The 16,284-nt window shown below is 64.5% G+C and carries 16 protein-coding genes; 8 read left to right on the top strand and 8 right to left on the bottom strand.

What is annotated here, in order from left to right; genetic code table 11:
- Positions 1–84: 84 nt before the first annotated feature.
- Positions 85–1,074: an aldo/keto reductase gene (locus tag FOZ76_RS08040; RefSeq protein WP_143947632.1), complete on the bottom strand. Its 990-nt coding sequence runs from the start codon at positions 1,072–1,074 to the stop codon at positions 85–87.
- Positions 1,075–1,332: 258 nt separating this feature from the next.
- Here FOZ76_RS08040 and FOZ76_RS08035 point away from each other — a divergent pair, with 258 nt between their 5' ends.
- The 8 genes from FOZ76_RS08035 to FOZ76_RS08000 all read left to right on the top strand — a co-directional run bounded on the left by FOZ76_RS08035 (position 1,333) and on the right by FOZ76_RS08000 (position 9,950).
- Positions 1,333–2,235 (top strand): LysR family transcriptional regulator, encoded by a 903-nt coding sequence (locus FOZ76_RS08035; RefSeq protein WP_143947631.1) that lies wholly within the window; start codon positions 1,333–1,335, stop codon positions 2,233–2,235.
- A gap of 3 nt (positions 2,236–2,238) precedes the next feature.
- Positions 2,239–3,132: a LysR family transcriptional regulator gene (locus tag FOZ76_RS08030; RefSeq protein ID WP_143947630.1), complete on the top strand. Its 894-nt coding sequence runs from the start codon at positions 2,239–2,241 to the stop codon at positions 3,130–3,132.
- Between the two features lie 303 nt (positions 3,133–3,435).
- The gene (locus FOZ76_RS08025; RefSeq protein WP_143947629.1) at positions 3,436–4,221 is read left to right on the top strand and encodes a carboxymuconolactone decarboxylase family protein; all 786 of its coding nucleotides are present in this window, start codon (positions 3,436–3,438) and stop codon (positions 4,219–4,221) included.
- A 2-nt stretch (positions 4,222–4,223) separates the two neighbouring features.
- A complete protein-coding gene (locus FOZ76_RS08020; protein WP_143947628.1) occupies positions 4,224–5,303 on the top strand; it encodes an alpha/beta hydrolase in 1,080 nt (359 codons plus the stop codon).
- Between the two features lie 183 nt (positions 5,304–5,486).
- On the top strand, positions 5,487–6,629 hold the full coding sequence (locus FOZ76_RS08015; protein ID WP_211366113.1) for an aldo/keto reductase: 1,143 nt from the start codon (positions 5,487–5,489) through the stop codon (positions 6,627–6,629).
- A gap of 131 nt (positions 6,630–6,760) precedes the next feature.
- Positions 6,761–7,765: an alpha/beta hydrolase gene (locus FOZ76_RS08010; RefSeq protein ID WP_246129346.1), complete on the top strand. Its 1,005-nt coding sequence runs from the start codon at positions 6,761–6,763 to the stop codon at positions 7,763–7,765.
- A gap of 98 nt (positions 7,766–7,863) precedes the next feature.
- Complete coding sequence (locus tag FOZ76_RS08005; protein ID WP_143947625.1) at positions 7,864–8,985, top strand: MBL fold metallo-hydrolase; 1,122 nt, start codon at positions 7,864–7,866, stop codon at positions 8,983–8,985.
- Between the two features lie 35 nt (positions 8,986–9,020).
- Positions 9,021–9,950 carry an SDR family oxidoreductase gene (locus tag FOZ76_RS08000; RefSeq protein WP_143947624.1) on the top strand — a complete coding sequence of 310 codons (930 nt, stop codon included), beginning with the start codon at positions 9,021–9,023 and terminating at the stop codon, positions 9,948–9,950.
- A gap of 12 nt (positions 9,951–9,962) precedes the next feature.
- On the opposite strand, the gene FOZ76_RS07995 is transcribed toward FOZ76_RS08000, so the two are convergent.
- The 7 genes from FOZ76_RS07995 to FOZ76_RS07965 form a co-directional block, all read right to left on the bottom strand.
- Positions 9,963–12,443: a copper-transporting P-type ATPase gene (locus tag FOZ76_RS07995; RefSeq protein ID WP_246129345.1), complete on the bottom strand. Its 2,481-nt coding sequence runs from the start codon at positions 12,441–12,443 to the stop codon at positions 9,963–9,965.
- A 93-nt stretch (positions 12,444–12,536) separates the two neighbouring features.
- On the bottom strand, positions 12,537–12,800 hold the full coding sequence (locus FOZ76_RS07990; protein WP_143947623.1) for a heavy-metal-associated domain-containing protein: 264 nt from the start codon (positions 12,798–12,800) through the stop codon (positions 12,537–12,539).
- Between the two features lie 45 nt (positions 12,801–12,845).
- Positions 12,846–13,493 (bottom strand): methyltransferase family protein, encoded by a 648-nt coding sequence (locus tag FOZ76_RS07985; protein ID WP_143947622.1) that lies wholly within the window; start codon positions 13,491–13,493, stop codon positions 12,846–12,848.
- Complete coding sequence (locus FOZ76_RS07980; protein WP_143947621.1) at positions 13,490–13,804, bottom strand: DUF2933 domain-containing protein; 315 nt, start codon at positions 13,802–13,804, stop codon at positions 13,490–13,492. Before FOZ76_RS07980 ends, FOZ76_RS07985 begins: the two co-directional genes overlap by 4 nt.
- 55 nt (positions 13,805–13,859) lie before the next feature.
- Positions 13,860–14,813: a copper homeostasis membrane protein CopD gene (gene copD, locus FOZ76_RS07975; RefSeq protein WP_143947620.1), complete on the bottom strand. Its 954-nt coding sequence runs from the start codon at positions 14,811–14,813 to the stop codon at positions 13,860–13,862.
- 3 nt (positions 14,814–14,816) lie between these two features.
- Positions 14,817–15,203, bottom strand: a complete 387-nt coding sequence (gene copC / locus FOZ76_RS07970) for a copper homeostasis periplasmic binding protein CopC (protein ID WP_143947619.1) — start codon at positions 15,201–15,203, stop codon at positions 14,817–14,819.
- Positions 15,204–15,290: 87 nt separating this feature from the next.
- A complete protein-coding gene (locus FOZ76_RS07965; protein ID WP_211366110.1) occupies positions 15,291–16,265 on the bottom strand; it encodes a copper resistance protein B in 975 nt (324 codons plus the stop codon).
- Positions 16,266–16,284 lie beyond the last annotated feature (19 nt).

Raw genomic sequence — 16,284 nt, 5'->3', positions numbered from 1 at the left:
GCTGCCAAGGGAAGTGCCGCGAGCGCCGCCATCACCTTGCGCCGAGTCGAATCATGAGCTGAAGTCATGCGCGTCTGCCTGAGGTCATCGCCCCACGCGCGCCTGTAGCGCGGCGGGATAGCGGTCGCCTTGAATCCTGACTTCCGCCAGGGCCTGCGCGATCCTGCCGAGATCGGTCTGCGACAGTTCGATGGAGGCGGCGCCCAGGTTCTCCTCCAGCCGGTGCACCTTGGTCGTTCCGGGAATCGGCACGATCCACGGCCTTTGCGCCAGCAGCCAGGCGAGCGCGACCTGCGCAGCCGTCACGCCCCTGTCCTTGGCAAGCTGGCCGAGCAGGTCCACCAAGGCGTGGTTCGCTTTGATCGCTTCCGGCGAGAAGCGCGGCACTTTGCTGCGAAAGTCGTCGCTCCCGAAGGTCGCTCCGTCCTTGATGGCGCCGGTCAGGAAGCCCTTGCCCAGCGGGCTGAAGGGAACGAAACCGATGCCGAGTTCTTCGAGCGCCGGCAGGATTTCCTGCTCGGGCTCGCGCCACCACAGCGAGTACTCGCTCTGCAAGGCCGTGACGGGTTGCACCGCATACGCGCGACGGATGGTCTGGACACCGGCTTCGGACAGGCCGAAGTGCTTGACCTTGCCTTCGGCGATCAAGTCCTTGACCGTGCCGGCCACGTCCTCGATCGGCACATCGGGATCGACCCGATGCTGGTAGAGCAAGTCGATCACATCGGTCTTCAAGCGCTTGAGCGAGCCTTCGACGGCCCAGCGGATGTGTTCGGGCCGGCTGTTGAGGATCTGCTGCTTGTTGTCGTCGCCGAAGGTGAAACCGAACTTGGTGGCGATCACCACCTGGTCGCGTACCGGTGCGAGCGCTGCGCCGACGACTTCCTCGTTGAGGTAGGGGCCGTAGACCTCGGCCGTGTCGAAGAACGTCACGCCGCGCTCGACAGCAGCACGGATCAGCGAGACCGCCTGCCCGGCGTCCGTGGCCGGTCCATAGCCGTGGCTCAAGCCCATGCAGCCCAGCCCCAGGGCCGAGACTTCCAGATTGCTGTTTCCAAGTTTGCGCTTTTGCATTGTCGTACTCCCTCAAAGCCTTGAAGCGACGCCCAGTATCGGCTAGCCGCGCCGCACCGTATTTGCCTGATGCAGATCGGATTGCAGGCTGCTTGCATCGGCCGTTCCCCCCGGGCTCGATACGACGATTGCGAACGAGTGGATGGCCGCATGGTTTAACGGCTTCGCCGTCGGACTGCCTCAGTTACGAATGTACCGATCACGCTCTCATCCGACTAGATAGTAAAATCGGCAAATACTTGTGAGGTGAACTCATAGATGGCGAAAGACAGCTACAACGACCTGCTGGCGTTCATTGCGGTCGCGCGCGCGCGAAGCTTTACGCGCGCCGCGGCGCAACTCGGCGTGTCCCAATCAGCGTTGAGTCATCTGATCCGTGCACTCGAGGCCAAGATGGGGGTGCGGCTGCTGACGCGGACGACCCGCAGTGTTTCTCCGACGGAGCCCGGGGAACGATTGATGCAAAACATCGACCCCCGCTTCCAGGAGATCGAGGCGGAGCTGATGGCCGTGGGGGAACTGCGCGACAAGCCGGCAGGCACCATCCGGATCACCGCCACGGAGAATGCCGCCGAGGCGGTGCTTTGGCCGAGGCTTGCGAAGCTGCTTCCCAAGTACCCTTTGATCAAGGTGGAGGTCGCCGCAGAGTCGCGCTTCATCGACCTCGTCGCGCAGCGGTACGACATGGGCGTGCGCCTCGGTGACAATCTGGCCCGGGATATGACTACCGTGCGCATCGGCCCGGACATGCGCATCGCGATCGTCGGCTCGCCCGGCTATCTGGCCAAACGCCCGCCCCCCTTGAAACCACAGGATCTGGCCGATCACGATTGCATCAATCTGCGACTGATGAGCCATGGGGACCTCTACGCCTGGGAACTCAAGAAGGGCAAGCACCGGGTCAACGTGCGCGTCGAGGGCCAGCTCGTCTTCAACCGGACCAAGCCCATCCTTCAGGCCGCGCTGGCCGGCTTCGGTCTCGGGTACGTGCCGGAGGAAGTGGCACGGCCCCATATCGCCAAAGGCCGGCTACAGCCTGTGCTCCAGGATTGGTGCCCGACGTTTCCGGGGTATCACCTCTACTACCCCAGCCGTCGGCAGCCCTCTCGCGCGATGAGCGTGCTGATCGATGCGTTGCGCTATCCGCCGCAGGAGAAGTGATCCATGGCGCTGAAGACTTTCAATGACGTCCTTGCCTTCGTCCATGTCGTGCGTGAAGGCAGTTTTACCCGGGCCTCGGCGCTGCTCGGGGTATCGCCTTCTGCGCTGAGCCATGCCGTTCGAGGCCTGGAGACCCGCCTGGGGGTCCGGTTGCTGACGCGCACCACACGCAATATCGCGACCACCGAAGCGGGTGAACGCCTTTTCAACGGCGTGGCGCCGCGATTCGAGGAAATCGACGCCGAGGTGGCCGCGGTGAAGGAGCTGCGCGACAAGCCGGTGGGGACCGTGCGCATTACATCGGCCGAACACCCGGCTACCAGCGTCCTCTGGCCCAAACTCTCCAAGGTCATGGCGGACTATCCCGACATCAATGTCGAGATCACCATCGACTACGCAATGGCAGACATCGTTTCCCAGCGCTTCGACGCGGGCGTTCGCGCGGGAGACCAGGTGGCCAAGGACATGATCGCCGTGCGCATCAGTCCGGACTTGCGCATGGCCGTCGCTGGCTCACCCGAATACTTCGCCACACGATCCCGGCCCCGCTCGCCGCACGAGCTGCACGAGCACAATTGCATCCGGCTGCGACTGCCGACGCACGGCGGTTTCCTTCCCTGGGACCTTGACAAGAATGGTCAAGAAGCCAAGTTTCCGGTAAGCGGGCAATGGGTTTTCAACAACAGTTCCTCCATTGTCCGGGCAGCCCTGGCCGGCTACGGTCTGGCCTACGTTCCCGAGGACATGGTGCTGGAACACATCGCCGCAGGGCGGCTGATTCGTGTGCTGAACGACTGGTGCAGTCCTTATACCGGATACCACCTTTATTACCCGAGCCGACGCCAATCGTCCGGTGCGCTGGCCGTCGTTGTCGACGCCTTGCGACATCGAGCGTAGTCGGGTCGCAGTAGCCAGTCCCTCCGCCCGGAGTCGGGAGCGTCCTCGCCGCAACCTCGGCGTTCGAGCCGCCGACGTCGACGTGCGTCCACGCCCGGGAATTCATGAGTTCAGCTCAGTAGTGCATGCGGAGTGCAGGGCTTAATCGAATCGTCCGCATCCCGTAGGATTTCGGACATTGGAAAGGAGGGGCCGACACAAGCCACGGCTCGGCCCTCTTTTGCCTTACGCCAGTGCCATGCCGCCAGACCCTGGTCGACGCGCGTGCTGGCCGAAACGAGCAACGGATGGAACTGCTACCCGATGACCCATGACAAGACCGCAAAGGATCGCAAGACCCGCGCGCTGATCGCCGTGCTGACCCTGAGCCTGGGGCTGACGCTGGCGCCGAGTCACGCCGCTCAAAGCACCGAGGCACCGCAAGCCATGACGACACCAGCCACTTCCGACACGCTGTCCGCCAAGCAGCAGACCATTCCCCTGATCGCCGCCTTCATGGCCACGAGCGACATGCCCAGGCTGAACGCGGCCTTGAACCATGGACTGGACGCGGGCCTGGCCATCAGCGAGGCCAAGGAAATCCTGGTGCAGCTCTACGCGTATGTCGGATTCCCGAAAAGCCTCAACGCGCTCGGTGAGTTGCTGAAGGTCGTGGAAGAACGCAAGCAACGCGGCATCCAGGACGCACCGGGAGACGAACCCAGCCGCGCCATTCCTACCGGCGATGAGCTGGTTGCGGTGGGAAGGGCCAATCAGACCCGTATCTCCGGTGCACCGGTGACAGGTCCAGTCATGGATTTTGCGCCCGTCATCAACCAGTTCCTGCAGGCCCATCTGTTCGGCGACATCTTCGAGCGCGACAACCTCGATTGGCAGAGCCGCGAGTTGGCCACCGTCGGAGCACTGGCGGCAACACCGGGCGTAGAGGCACAGTTGCTCTCGCATACACGCGCCAGCATGCGGGTGGGTCTGAGCGCTGCGCAGTTGCGCCAAGTCGCTCAGGTCCTGGCCGAGCGCGGAGACGAACAGGCAGCCGAGCGCGCGAGTGCGGCCCTGACCAAGGCGCTGGCTGCCGCTCCGGGACGCTGAACATGAACGTTGCCAAGGCATTGCTCAGCATCATGACGCTGACCTCGCTCACCGCCTGCACCGCCCTTCCCGCGGGTCCAAGTCGTTCCACCGGCCCCTTGGTGATCCAGGAACAAGGCAGCTTCGCTGCCGGCGGAAAAGTGGTGAGCACCCCCGGCACGTACGACAACAACAACCCGGCTGCTCAAGGCCAGACGTTCCACGGCGATCACCTCTATGCCTTCTATCAGATCCCGCAGAATCCCAAGCCGCTTCCCATCGTCATGTTGCATGGCGCCTACCAGTCCGCGCGCAGTTGGGAAACCACGTCGGACGGCCGTGAAGGCTTCCAAACCCTCTTCCTGCGTCGCGGCTTTCCGGTCTATCTCGTCGATCAGCCCCGTCGCGGCCGGGCGGGCAACAGCACCGTAGCGGCGACGATCGAACCCACGCCTTTCGATCAGTTGTTCTTCGATCAATTCCGGATCGGCAAGTGGCCGGACTATTTCGACAACGTCCAGTTCGACCGCAAGCCCGAGACGCTGGATCAGTTCTTCCGTTCGGTCACGCCGAACACCGGGCCTTACGACGCCGACGTGATCTCAGATGCGATGGCCGCGCTGTTCGACAAGACGGGTCCCGGCATCCTGTTCTCGCATTCGCAGGCTGGCGGGCCGGGTTGGCTGACGGCGATCAAGAGCGAGAACGTCAAGGGTATCGTCGCCCTCGAACCTGGCAGCGGGTTCATCTTCCCCGAGGGGGAACTCCCCCGGGAGATGCCGAGTGCGGCGGGCACGCTGACGCCCGAGGCGGTGCCGCTTGCGGATTTCGAGAGGCTCACTCGCGTCCCCATCGTCATCTATTACGGCGACAACTTTCCGGTCGAACCGACCACGGAGCGCGGTCAGGACAACTGGCGGGTGCGCCTGGCCATGGCACGCCTCTGGGTCGACGCCATCAACAAGCATGGTGGCGACGCGCAGCTAGTGCATCTGCCGGAGATCGGCATCCGGGGCAACACGCACTTCCTGATGTCCGACCTGAACAACGTCCAGATCGCAAATCTGGTGTCGGAGTTTCTCGAGGAGAAAGATCTGGACTGACGCGAGAGCACAGACTGCGGCAAACAAGCGAGGGATGCCGGCATCGATAGCTACGGTCCTGTACATCCTTCGGGAGCGCAATTTCTGACCTGAGGGAGTATTCCTATGAAACGCACAATACCGAAGACCACGCCAAGGGCAGACACACACCAGGTCGATCAAATCCCTCGTCGCCGGTTGCTGATGGCTGCCGCCACGCTGGGCGTTGCGCCGTGGCTGCTGTCAGCCTGCGCTGGGGCGGCCAATACATCCGGCGCGGCCGCGGGCAAACCGACTTCCGGCCCCCGGCCCGCCGCCAGCCGGCGCCTGGGCCCCTTTGAGGTGTTTCCCATCGGCCTGGGGGTCCAGTGGCATCCCGGCCGCGGCCCGCAAGGGGTCGTTGACCTGTACTCCAGCAGCACCACCCGGCAAGGCGGTGTCGCGCTCATTCGCCGCGCGGCGGACCTGGGCGTGACGCTGTTCGACACCGCCGAGGTCTATGGCCCCTTCATGTCGGAAGAGCTTCTCGGCGCGGCGCTGCAGGGCAGCCGGCGCGATCGCGCCGTCATATCCACCAAGTTCGGCTTCGATGTCGACCCGGCGACAGGTGAACGACGTGGCGGCGTGAACAGCCGCCCCGAGCACATCCGGCAAGTCGTCGAGGCCCAGTTGCGGCGCCTGCGCACGGACCGCATCGACCTGCTGTACCAGCATCGTGTCGATCCGAACGTGCCGATCGAGGACGTGGTCGGCACGATCAAGGACCTGATCAAACAGGGCAAGGTGCTGCACTACGGCTTGTCCGAGCCAGGGCTGCAGACGGTCCGCCGCGCGCACAAGGAACACCCTGTGGCCGTCATCCAGAACGAGTACTCGATGCTGTATCGCGGCCCCGAAGCCGAGGTTCTGCCGCTGTGCGAGGAACTGGGCATCGGCTTCGTGCCCTGGAGCCCGCTGGGCATGGGCTTTCTGGCCGGCACCGTCGACGCCACGAGCCGTTTCGAAGAGCAGGATTTCCGCGCGGCGGTCCCGCGCTTCGCACCCGATGTGCTGCCGGCCAACATGGCGCTCGCGGATCTGGTCAAGGCCTGGGCGGCTCGCAAGAACGTCACGCCGGCACAGTTGTCGCTGGCCTGGCTGACGGCCCAGAAGCCCTGGATCGTGCCGATCCCGGGTACCACGAACGTGGCCCATCTGCAAGAGAACGTCGCCGCCGCCTCGATTTCCTTCAGCGCCGCCGAGTTGGCGGAGTTGAACGCCGCCGTGGCGGCCATTCCCATCCGGGGCGCCCGTCTTTCACCGGCCGTTCTGTCGGCCACGGGCGTCGAAGCGCCCCCGAAACGATGATGCGCCCTTGGTTCGTAAAACGTAGCCTTTCCATCAATCCAATGAATAGTGACGTCGTAAGCAAGACGCGGCGCGAGCTCCTCGGAGCATCCGCGCTCGCTTTCTCGTGTGCAATTATCGGAGTTCCAGCAATGACGACTACCGCTGTCGCAGCCGACTACAAGAAGAATCCGTTTACGCTCGTGTATGCCGGCGCCATCACGAAGAACGAACCGGGCAAGGTCAACATCCACCCGGTCACCTACAAGCTCAACGGCCTGGATATCGTTGCCAACGTCTACACCCCGGCCAACTACGATCCGCAGAATACATATCCTGCAATCGTCGTGGCGCACCCGAACGGCGGGGTGAAGGAGCAGGTCGCCGGCTTGTATGCCCAGCACCTCGCCGAGCAGGGCTACATCACGATCGCCATGGATGCCGCGTACCAGGGCGGCAGCGCTGGCGAGCCTCGCAGCACGGACAAACCGCAATTCCGCATCGAGGACATCCACGGCGCGGCGGACTTCATCACTCAGTACCCGGGTGTCGATTCCGCACGTCTGGGTCTGCTCGGCATCTGCGGCGGCGGTGGCTATTCGTTGTCCGCCGCGAAATCCGACAAGCGCTTCAAGTCGATTGCGACGCTGAGCATGTTCAACTCCGGACGGGTTCGCCGCAATGGCTTCGAGGACTCGCAACTGGACTCCATCCAGGAGCGGCTGCGACAGGCTTCGGAGGCGCGCGCCCAGGAAAAGGCGGGTGGAGAAGTCCTGTATTCAGGCGACGCAGACATGACGGACGAGCAGATCGCCGCATTGCCGTTCGACATGTATCGACAGGGCTACGAGTACTACTGGAGGACGCACGCCCATCCCGGCTCGACCTTCAAGTACACCACGAGCAGCTTGCTGGACCTGATGCGTTGGGATGCCACCGACCAGATCGAGCTGATCGACCAGCCGCTGCTGATGATCGCCGGCAGCAAGGCCGACAGCCTCTACATGACCGAGGATGCCTTCCCCAAAGCCACCGGCACGACGGACAAGGAACTGTTCAAGATCGAGGGTGCGACCCATATCGAAACCTACTGGGTTCCCGAATATGTGGATGCAGCACTCGGCAAGCTCAAGCCGTTCTACGCTCGAACCCTGTGACGTAAGGCCGACGCAACTTCGACCGCACTCGAGCCCGCCGGCGCATGGTGGAAATTGAAGCGTAATGGCGCCGGCATTCTGGGTAGAGAAATCAGTCGATGAAGAAATGGTTGCGTCGTACCGCGTTGATACTGCTGGTTCTGGGTGTTTCCCTGGCCGCGGCCGGCTATGCCTACCTGCAACATCCCATGTTCGGCGCGCTGCCCTCAGGAGCGCGCCTACAGGCAATCGAACGTTCGCCCCACTATGTGAACGGTGAGTTCCGCAACCTCATCGACACGCCGATGCGTACGCAGGACACCAGCTTTGCGTCCAACGTGATTTCGATGCTGTTTGATCGCAACCCGAACCTCAGACCGTCGATGGATCTCCCCTCCACACGTGTCGATCTCAAGGCACTGCCATTGGACGAGGATGCAGTGGTGTGGATGGGCCATTCGTCGTACTTCGTGCAGGCGGCCGGCAAGCGCATTCTGATCGACCCGGTATTCAGCACCAACGCCGGCCCGTTCCCGCACACCAACCCGGCCTTCTCCGGCACGTCGCCATACACAGCCGAAGACATGCCTCCCATCGACGCGATGCTGATCACGCACGATCACTGGGATCACCTGGACTATCCCAGCGCCAAGGCGCTGCTGCCCACGGTCGGACAGGTCGTCGTCGGGCTGGGCGTGGGGGAATTCTTCGACCGCTGGGGCTATCCGGCCGATCGCATCCATGAGGCAGACTGGAACGACATTCTGGAACTTGTGCCGGGCCTGCGCATCCACGTCCTGCCGGCGCGGCACTATTCGGGCCGCATGCTGACGCGCAACAAGACCTTGTGGGTCGCCTTTGCGCTGGAGACGCCGCAGCGTCGGCTCTTCTTCAGCGGCGACAGTGGCTATGGCCCACACTTTCGCGAGATCGGCGAACGCTTCGGCGGCTTCGATCTCGTGGCACTGGACATGGGCCAGTACGACCGGCGCTGGGCCAACATTCACATGTTTCCGGAACAGGCCGCGCAGGCAGCGGTGGACTTGCAGGCCAAGGTGTTGCTGCCCGCGCACGTGGGCCGCTTCAGTATTGCCGCGCATGACTGGGACGAGCCACTGAAGCAGATCGACCAGGCGAGCCAGGGCCGGCCGTATCGCCTGCTGACGCCGAACCCGGGCGCGCTGCTGCTGCTCGACAACGAGACGCAGCAATTCACTCGCTGGTGGACAGGTGCGATGTGAAATCGGATTGATATTTACCCAAGGGAGTGCGCGAATTGAATCGCTACACGATCAATTTATTGCTCACGTTTCTGTTGATTCCTTCAATGCTGTCCGGAACCGCCATCGCAGGATCGCAGCAGTCGCAGACGGCAGTGCAATCAAAGGATGGCAGAGCAGACATCGGGCGCGATCCCGAAAAGGAGAAAATCATGAGTACGGACAAACCTGTCGTTCTGGTCGTCGGAGCAAGCGGCAGCATTGGCAGACCGGCCGTCGCGGAAGCATTCAGGCTGGGGTACGAGACGCGGGCTTTGGTGCGCGATCCGGCCCAGGCCGGATTGTTTCCCGATGGCGTACAGGTCGTCGTCGGCGACCTGACCCGTGCCGAGACATTGCACGAGGCAGTGGACGGTGTCACTGGCATCGTCTTCACCCACGGTATCGGCGGCAACGATCCGAAAGGCGCCGAACAGGTGAACTACGGTGCGGTGCGCAATGTTCTGAGCGTTCTGAAGGCCCCGGCACGGATCGCTCTGATGACCGCGGTCGGCGTCACCAAACCCAGCGTCGGCCACGACTGGAAGCGTCGCGGGGAAAGGTACGTGCGCGCCAGCGGGCTGCCTTACACCATCGTGCGGCCCGGATGGTTCGACTACAACGCCCCCGACCAGCAGCGCCTGGTGCTTCGGCAAGGCGACACACACTGGGCAGGGTCACCGTCCGACGGCGTGGTTGCCCGCGCCCAGATCGCCCGGGTCCTGGTCGCCTCGCTGACCTCGCCCGCCGCGAACCGCAAGACCTTTGAACTGGTCGCCGAACGCGGCGCCGCGCAAACCGATCTGGAGCCGCTTTTCTCGGCGCTGCCAGCCGACCCTGCGGATGGCTACGACGGCATCCAGGACCGGGACAACCTGCCGCTCGCCAAGGAGCCCGCCACGGTCGTTCGCGATCTTGACGCGATCCACGGAAGGTTCAAGGATTGAGCCATCGGGGGTTCATACCTTGCTGCGCCGCAGGCGCAGCGCATTGCCGACCACCGAAGCCGAACTCAGGCTCATCGCCAGCGCGGCGATCAGCGGCGACAGCAGCCAGCCGGTGAGCGGGTACAGCACCCCAGCGGCAACCGGGACGCCCAGGCCGTTGTAAAGGAAGGCGAACACCAGGTTCTCCTTCATGTTGCGCACCGTCCCCACCGACAGCCCGCGCGCGGTGGCGATGCCGCGCAGGTCGCCCTTGACCAAGGTGATCTGCGCGCTGTTCATGGCCACGTCGGTACCGGTGCCCATAGCGATGCCGACGTCGGCCTTGGCCAGCGCCGGGGCATCATTGATGCCGTCGCCGGCCATGGCGACCACGCGGCCGTCCTTCTGCAGGCGCTCGATCAGCGTCAGCTTGTCGGCCGGCTTCACTTCGCCGTGAACCTCGTCGATACCCAGGCGTGCGCCTACCGACTTCGCGGTGGTCAGGCCGTCGCCCGTCGCCATGATCACCCGCAGGCCGGCCGCTCGGAGGGTCGCCAGCGCCTCGGGCGTACTCGCCTTCACCGGGTCGGAGACGGCCAGCAGGCCGGCAAGGCGTGCGCCCACCGCCAGGTACATCACGCTGGCTCCTTCGCTGCGCAGGGATTCGGCCTGCGGCATGAGCGCATCGACGGCGACGCCGACCTGCTCCATAAGCACCGTGTTGCCCAGCGCCAGCGGCTGCCCTTCCACCTGTCCGCGCACACCGATGCCGGAACCGGATTCGAAGTTCTCCGGCTTGCTCAGTGCGAGGCCCTGGGCACGCGCGGCCTGCACGATGGCATCGGCCAGCGGGTGTTCGCTGCCCTGGTCCAGGCTGGCCGCCAGGCGCAGCACCTCTTCGGCGGTGAAGCCCTCGGCCGGGACCACGCGGTCGAAGGCGGGGCGGCCTTCGGTCAGCGTGCCGGTCTTGTCGATGACCAGGGTATCGACCCGGCGCAGGTTCTCAATCGCGGCGGCGTCGCGGAACAGCACGCCCTGGGTCGCACCGCGGCCGGTGGCGACCATGATCGACATCGGCGTGGCCAGCCCCAGCGCGCAGGGGCAGGCGATGATCAGCACCGACACGGCGTTGATCAGGCCAAACACCCAGGACGGCTGCGGGCCGAAGAAGCCCCAGATGAAGAAGGTCGCAATGGCGATGGCGACGACCACCATCACGAAGTAACCGGCGACCACATCGGCCATGCGCTGCATGGGCGCCTTGGAGCGCTGGGCCTGGGCCACCATCTGCACGATCTGCGAAAGCACGGTCTCCGAGCCGATGCGCTCGGAGCGGATAACCAGCGCGCCGCTGGTGTTGAGCGTGGCGCCGATGACTTTGTCACCTTCGCGCTTGCTCACCGGCAGCGGTTCGCCGGTCAGCATGGATTCGTCCACCGAGCTTGCGCCCTCGACCACCATGCCATCGACCGGCACTTTCTCGCCGGGCCGCACGCGCAGGAGGTCGCCGACGTGCACGTGGGTCAGCGGCACGTCCTCCTCGCTGCCATCGGCGCCGATGCGGCGCGCGGTCTTGGGCGCGAGGCCGAGCAGCGACTTGATCGCCGCCGAGGTCTGCGAGCGCGCCTTGAGTTCCAGCACCTGCCCGAGCAGGGTCAGCGAGATGATGACCGCCGCGGCCTCGAAGTAAACACCGACCCGGCCCATCGAGATGAACGACGCCGGAAATATCTCCGGCGCGGCGGTGGCGACGACGCTATAGACGAAGGCCGCTCCCGTGCCCAGGCCGATGAGCGTCCACATGTTGGGGCTGCGGTGGACCACGGACTGCCAGCCGCGCGAGAAGAACGGCCAGCCGGCCCACAGCACGATCGGCAGCGACAGCACCAGTTCCAGCCAGCTCTGCGTGGCCATGTCCATCAGATGCAGGCGCTCGCCGAACATCGCCAGCGCCAGCACCACCAGGGTCAGCGGCAGCGTCCACCAGAAGCGGCGGGAGAAATCGCGCAGCTCGGGATTGTCGTCGTCCAGGTCCGGCAGCAGCGGTTCCAGGGTCATGCCGCAGATCGGGCAATTGCCGGGATGGTCCTGGCGGATCTGCGGGTGCATCGGGCAGGTGTAGATGGTGCCCGGCGCCGCAGGCTTCGGGGACTGCGCCGGGTCCGCTGCTGCCGGGACGGCTTGCGGTGCTTGGGCATGCCCATGCTCATGTACGTGGTGGTGATGCCCCGCCACGCTGCCGCTGGCGCCGGAGGCTTCGGGGGGGGCCTGCCCCGCCGGCACGGGCTGAAGCGTCATGCCGCATTTCGGGCAAGCGCCAGGATGATCCTGTCGGACCTCGGGATGCATCGGGCAGGTGTAGATCACGCCCGCCGGGGTTGCGCCGGACTCCTTCGCTGCGGGTTCACCTGCGTGGCCGCCGTGTCCATGCGTTTCAGGAGCCGTGTTACCCAGCGGCAGCGCCCCCTGTGCGGGAATATCCCGTGCGGGTGTTTTTTCCGGGGGCTGGCTCATAACGGTTTCTCCGACTTCTCTTGGATGGGTGTATCTGCTTCGACCGGGTAGGCGGCACAGTGTTCTGGTTCCGCCCGCGCAGTGCCGGGCGGGTTATCCGCAGCAGCAGCCGCCGCGGCGGTTGCCGGGCGCTGTGCTGGCTTCAGTGCCGCTGGGCTGCGCCGGATAGCCGGCTTGCTTCAGCGCCGACACCAGCGGATCGATGCCTTCGGCAAGATCGCCACGGACACGAACACGGCCTGCACCCAGATCAACCTCCACCTCTCGCACCCCCGGCAGGGGTTTGAGCGCTTCAGTGACATGTTTGACGCAGGCGCCGCAGGACATGCCCTGAACGTCAAGATCGATATTACTCATGGTCATGGACTCCTTGGATGGATGGGCGCCAATGGATCGGGCGCATCAGGTCGTGGGGGATTGCCGCCAGCGGGGAAAAAACCGCGGCGTGGTTTGCGCGTAGCGCTCGAACTCCGACCCGAATCGAGCCCGCATCTCGGCTTCCTCGTTCACCGCCAGACGGCCGTACATGACCAGGAGGATCGGGAACATCAGCAGCGTGAGCAGCGTCGGCCATTGCAGTAGGAAGCCCAGCAGGATCAGCACGAACGCCACGTACTGGGGGTGGCGGATGCGGGCATAGGGGCCTGTCGTGGCCAGGGTGCCTCGGCGCTGCGCGTGATAGAGCACCTGCCAGGACTTGGACAGCAGGTAGAAGCCATAGGCGAGCACGACGTAGCTGGCGATGTGCAGCACGCCGAAATGCGGGTCGCCTTTCTCACCCAGCAAGGTCCACCACAGGTGGCCGGCGTCGTGAGTGAGCAGGTCCAGGCCCGGATAGCGGGTCTGCAGCCAGCCCGATAGCAAATAGATGGTCAGCGGAAACCCATACATCTCGACGAACAGCGCGACGATGAAAGCGGCAAACGCGCCGAAGGTTCGCCAGTCTCGCGCCGTTGCCGGCTTGAAGAAGCTGAAGGCGAACAGGATGAAGATGGCCGAGTTGAAGAACACCAGCAGCCATAGGCCATAGGCGGGTTGATCGTGGCTCATGGCTGATCTCCGCGCTGGTCGCGTGCGTTGACTTTGGGGCCGGCACCCGGATTCGGTGCTTGGGTCGGTGTCGTATCAGACGGCGTGTGGGAGGAAGGGTTGTGTCCGCCGTGGCCATGGCCGTGGTGCATGAAGATGTGCATCAACGGGCAGGCCGCAAGCAGCAGGAAAGGCAGGACTCCGACCACATGCGCGGTGTGTTCCTTGAGCAGGAAATAGCCCGCGATCGCGCCGAGAACGAGCAGACCGATCCCGTACCGGGAACGCCAGAAGCGTGGGGGCGATTCCTTGTGGCCGTGATGCTCGTTCATGATGACGCTTCCTTCAGTGGGTCGGGACAGCGAGCGCCGACTGTGTATGTCGAAATCAGTAGGGTCTCGTGTTGCCGGATGGACTCAAGGTACCCAGCCATGCGACCACCAGCAGGATCAGCGTCAGGGCCGTCGTCTCGATCGCCAGGCTCTTGCACAGGGCATGCTTGGCGCGAGCGATCTCTGTGGAGCTCCTTGCCCGTTCCAGCAGCGGCCCCAACCGATAACGATTCGTCGCGGCCAGCGCCACCATGGCACCGAACAGGCCCAGCTTCACCAACAGCAGCACACCGTAAAGGCTGGATGTCATGCCCTGAAGGCTCGGGCCGACGATGAGCAGATAGTTCACGATGCCGGTGACGATCAGCACCGCGACGATGAGCGTGCCGGCCGACGAAAACCCGGTTACCGCCTGGCGCAGGAGCAGCAGATGCTGGTAGGCGTCGTCGCGGCCCTGGCCCTGGACCGGGCGCAGCAGCAACAGCAGAAACGCGGCCAGCGCCCCCAGCCAGGCGCCAGCACCGAGCAAGTGCAAGGTATCGGCCGCCAGATGGATGCCGCCGCGTGTGCCGGTATCCATCGCCCCATGTCCCGACCAGACCAGCGTGGACAGCCCGACCGCTGCGAACAACGCGGCAAGCGCCAGGCTCGCCGTGGGCGATCGCCTGTAGCACCACGCGCAAAGCAGGATGCTCAGGAGCGATGCGATCTTGACCACCCACGCGATGCCGACGTTGGTGCCGGTGATGATCATGCCGAACACATGACGTTCAAGTTCGACGATCTCGCTCACGCCACTCATGGTCTGCGCCAGCATCAACATGCCGACGCCCGACACCAGGAGGCCAACGACCGCAAGCCAGAAGAGCAGCCTTCGAAAACCGAAGGTTGCCTGGGCTTCGGCAGCGTTGCCCTGCACGCCGTACAAGCCGAACAACGGCAGGCCAAACAGCAGCATCAGGTCGGCGTAGCTGGCGAAGCGGACGACGATGTTGCCCCAGCCCTCCATGGTTCACTTCACCTTGAAGGAGAAGTTCCCCGTCACGGGATGGGTATCGGCCGACACGGCTCGCCACTCCACACGATAGTCCCCCGTCATCAGGGGCTTGGCGGGGGTGATCACCATGGTCTTTCCATCCTCGCCGCCGGATACCTTGACCTCCACCGGCATGGGACCGTGGGACATGCCCGGCATACCGGTCATGACCAGCTTGGCGCCGGAGAACTGGGTGGTCAGCTCCTCGGAAAAATGCAGCTCGATCTCGGCGGGAGCCGCCACTTCGGCGTTCGCCTGCGGATCGGACTTGAGCAGTTCCGGGTGGGCCTGCGCGGCGGCGCTGAACAGCAGAACGCTCGTCGCAGCGACAACGGGGAGGAGAAGGTTGCGAATCGAAAGCATGGTCATTCTCTGTTGGGGGGTCGGTGGTTGAAAAAACAGATGTCTATCCGGATCGTGATCGGTAGGACGGGCCTGCGCGTCTGCCCCCTAGAACCAGAAGCGCACGCCGGCCACCCAGCGCGTTTGCTGGGCGCGGCCGCCTTCAGCACGCACGTAGTCCGCCGTTCGCCCGAAGCTGCCAGCCCGCTCCACGCCGATGTACGGCGCGAACTGGCGATTGATTTCGTAGCGCAGGCGCAGGCCCGCGGACACTTCGGCGAGGCCCTTGCCGATGCCCCGTTCCGGGTCGTCCTTGCCGTAGAGCTGCAACTCGGTTCGTGGCTCCAGAATCAGCCGCTGGGTGAGCAGCAGTTCGTAGCTTGCTTCAATGCGCAGGGCCGTCCTGCCTGCGCTGCCGACGTAACCGGTCGCCTCCAGCTCGAACCAGTAAGGTGCCAGGCCCTGGATGCCAAAGCTCAGCCACTGCCGACTCGGACCTTCGCCGTTGTCCACGCGAACACCCAGTTGCGTGTCCCAGTACGCAGCGACGGCGTGCCCCCAGAGCAACTCTGTACGCGATTCGGCGAGTTTTCCCTTGACGATGTCGCCCTCGGCCTTCACGACGGCCTTGTTGTAAGTGGTGCCGTACCAAGCCTGCAGGTCGTAGGCCGTGGAATCGTCCCCTTTGCGCGTGAAACGGCGCTCCAGGGTTTCGGCCCGCAGCGAGGCGAAGAAATGTTCGTCGGCCAACACCAGTCGCGGCACACCGGGAACGGCGTAGTCGCCCGAGCCCAGTTTCAGACCATTGGAATAGCCATGAGGGTCGCGCGCGTCGGCCGGCGCTGCCCCGCCCTGCATCTGCATATTGCCGTGATCCATGGCCGAGGCGGCTGCCGCGCCGCTCGCCGAAGCGGCATGACCGGTGTGGGAATCGGCCGCATTGGCCGCGGGCGTGTTTGCGGGCGCCTCGGCCTGAGTGTCGGCATGACCGTGCGCCGCATGGTCGTCTTGCGCCTGCGCAGCAACGCTCGCCAGAGCCAGCGCCGCCGCGGTCAGTGCATGAATGGGGAGTGCTTTGGGCATTCTCTATCTTCCTTGTGCG

This window comes from Verticiella sediminum, from assembly GCF_007558815.1.
GTDB lineage: Bacteria > Pseudomonadota > Gammaproteobacteria > Burkholderiales > Burkholderiaceae_B > Verticiella > Verticiella sediminum.
This window is presented reverse-complemented; position numbering and strand designations above follow the sequence as displayed.

Excerpts from the sequence above, each read along its gene's own strand:
- FOZ76_RS08025 (WP_143947629.1), top strand. The coding sequence starts at position 3,436 with ATGACCCATGACAAGACCGCAAAGGATCGCAAGACCCGCGCGCTGATC.
- FOZ76_RS08020 (WP_143947628.1), top strand. The coding sequence starts at position 4,224 with ATGAACGTTGCCAAGGCATTGCTCAGCATCATGACGCTGACCTCGCTC.
- FOZ76_RS08040 (WP_143947632.1), bottom strand. The coding sequence starts at position 1,074 with ATGCAAAAGCGCAAACTTGGAAACAGCAATCTGGAAGTCTCGGCCCTG.
- copC (WP_143947619.1), bottom strand. The coding sequence starts at position 15,203 with ATGCTTTCGATTCGCAACCTTCTCCTCCCCGTTGTCGCTGCGACGAGC.
- FOZ76_RS07990 (WP_143947623.1), bottom strand. The coding sequence starts at position 12,800 with ATGAGTAATATCGATCTTGACGTTCAGGGCATGTCCTGCGGCGCCTGC.
- FOZ76_RS08005 (WP_143947625.1), top strand. The coding sequence starts at position 7,864 with ATGAAGAAATGGTTGCGTCGTACCGCGTTGATACTGCTGGTTCTGGGT.
- FOZ76_RS07965 (WP_211366110.1), bottom strand. The coding sequence starts at position 16,265 with ATGCCCAAAGCACTCCCCATTCATGCACTGACCGCGGCGGCGCTGGCT.
- FOZ76_RS08010 (WP_246129346.1), top strand. The coding sequence starts at position 6,761 with ATGACGACTACCGCTGTCGCAGCCGACTACAAGAAGAATCCGTTTACG.
- FOZ76_RS08035 (WP_143947631.1), top strand. The coding sequence starts at position 1,333 with ATGGCGAAAGACAGCTACAACGACCTGCTGGCGTTCATTGCGGTCGCG.
- FOZ76_RS07995 (WP_246129345.1), bottom strand. The coding sequence starts at position 12,443 with ATGAGCCAGCCCCCGGAAAAAACACCCGCACGGGATATTCCCGCACAG.
- FOZ76_RS07980 (WP_143947621.1), bottom strand. The coding sequence starts at position 13,804 with ATGAACGAGCATCACGGCCACAAGGAATCGCCCCCACGCTTCTGGCGT.
- copD (WP_143947620.1), bottom strand. The coding sequence starts at position 14,813 with ATGGAGGGCTGGGGCAACATCGTCGTCCGCTTCGCCAGCTACGCCGAC.
- FOZ76_RS08015 (WP_211366113.1), top strand. The coding sequence starts at position 5,487 with ATGGCTGCCGCCACGCTGGGCGTTGCGCCGTGGCTGCTGTCAGCCTGC.
- FOZ76_RS07985 (WP_143947622.1), bottom strand. The coding sequence starts at position 13,493 with ATGAGCCACGATCAACCCGCCTATGGCCTATGGCTGCTGGTGTTCTTC.
- FOZ76_RS08030 (WP_143947630.1), top strand. The coding sequence starts at position 2,239 with ATGGCGCTGAAGACTTTCAATGACGTCCTTGCCTTCGTCCATGTCGTG.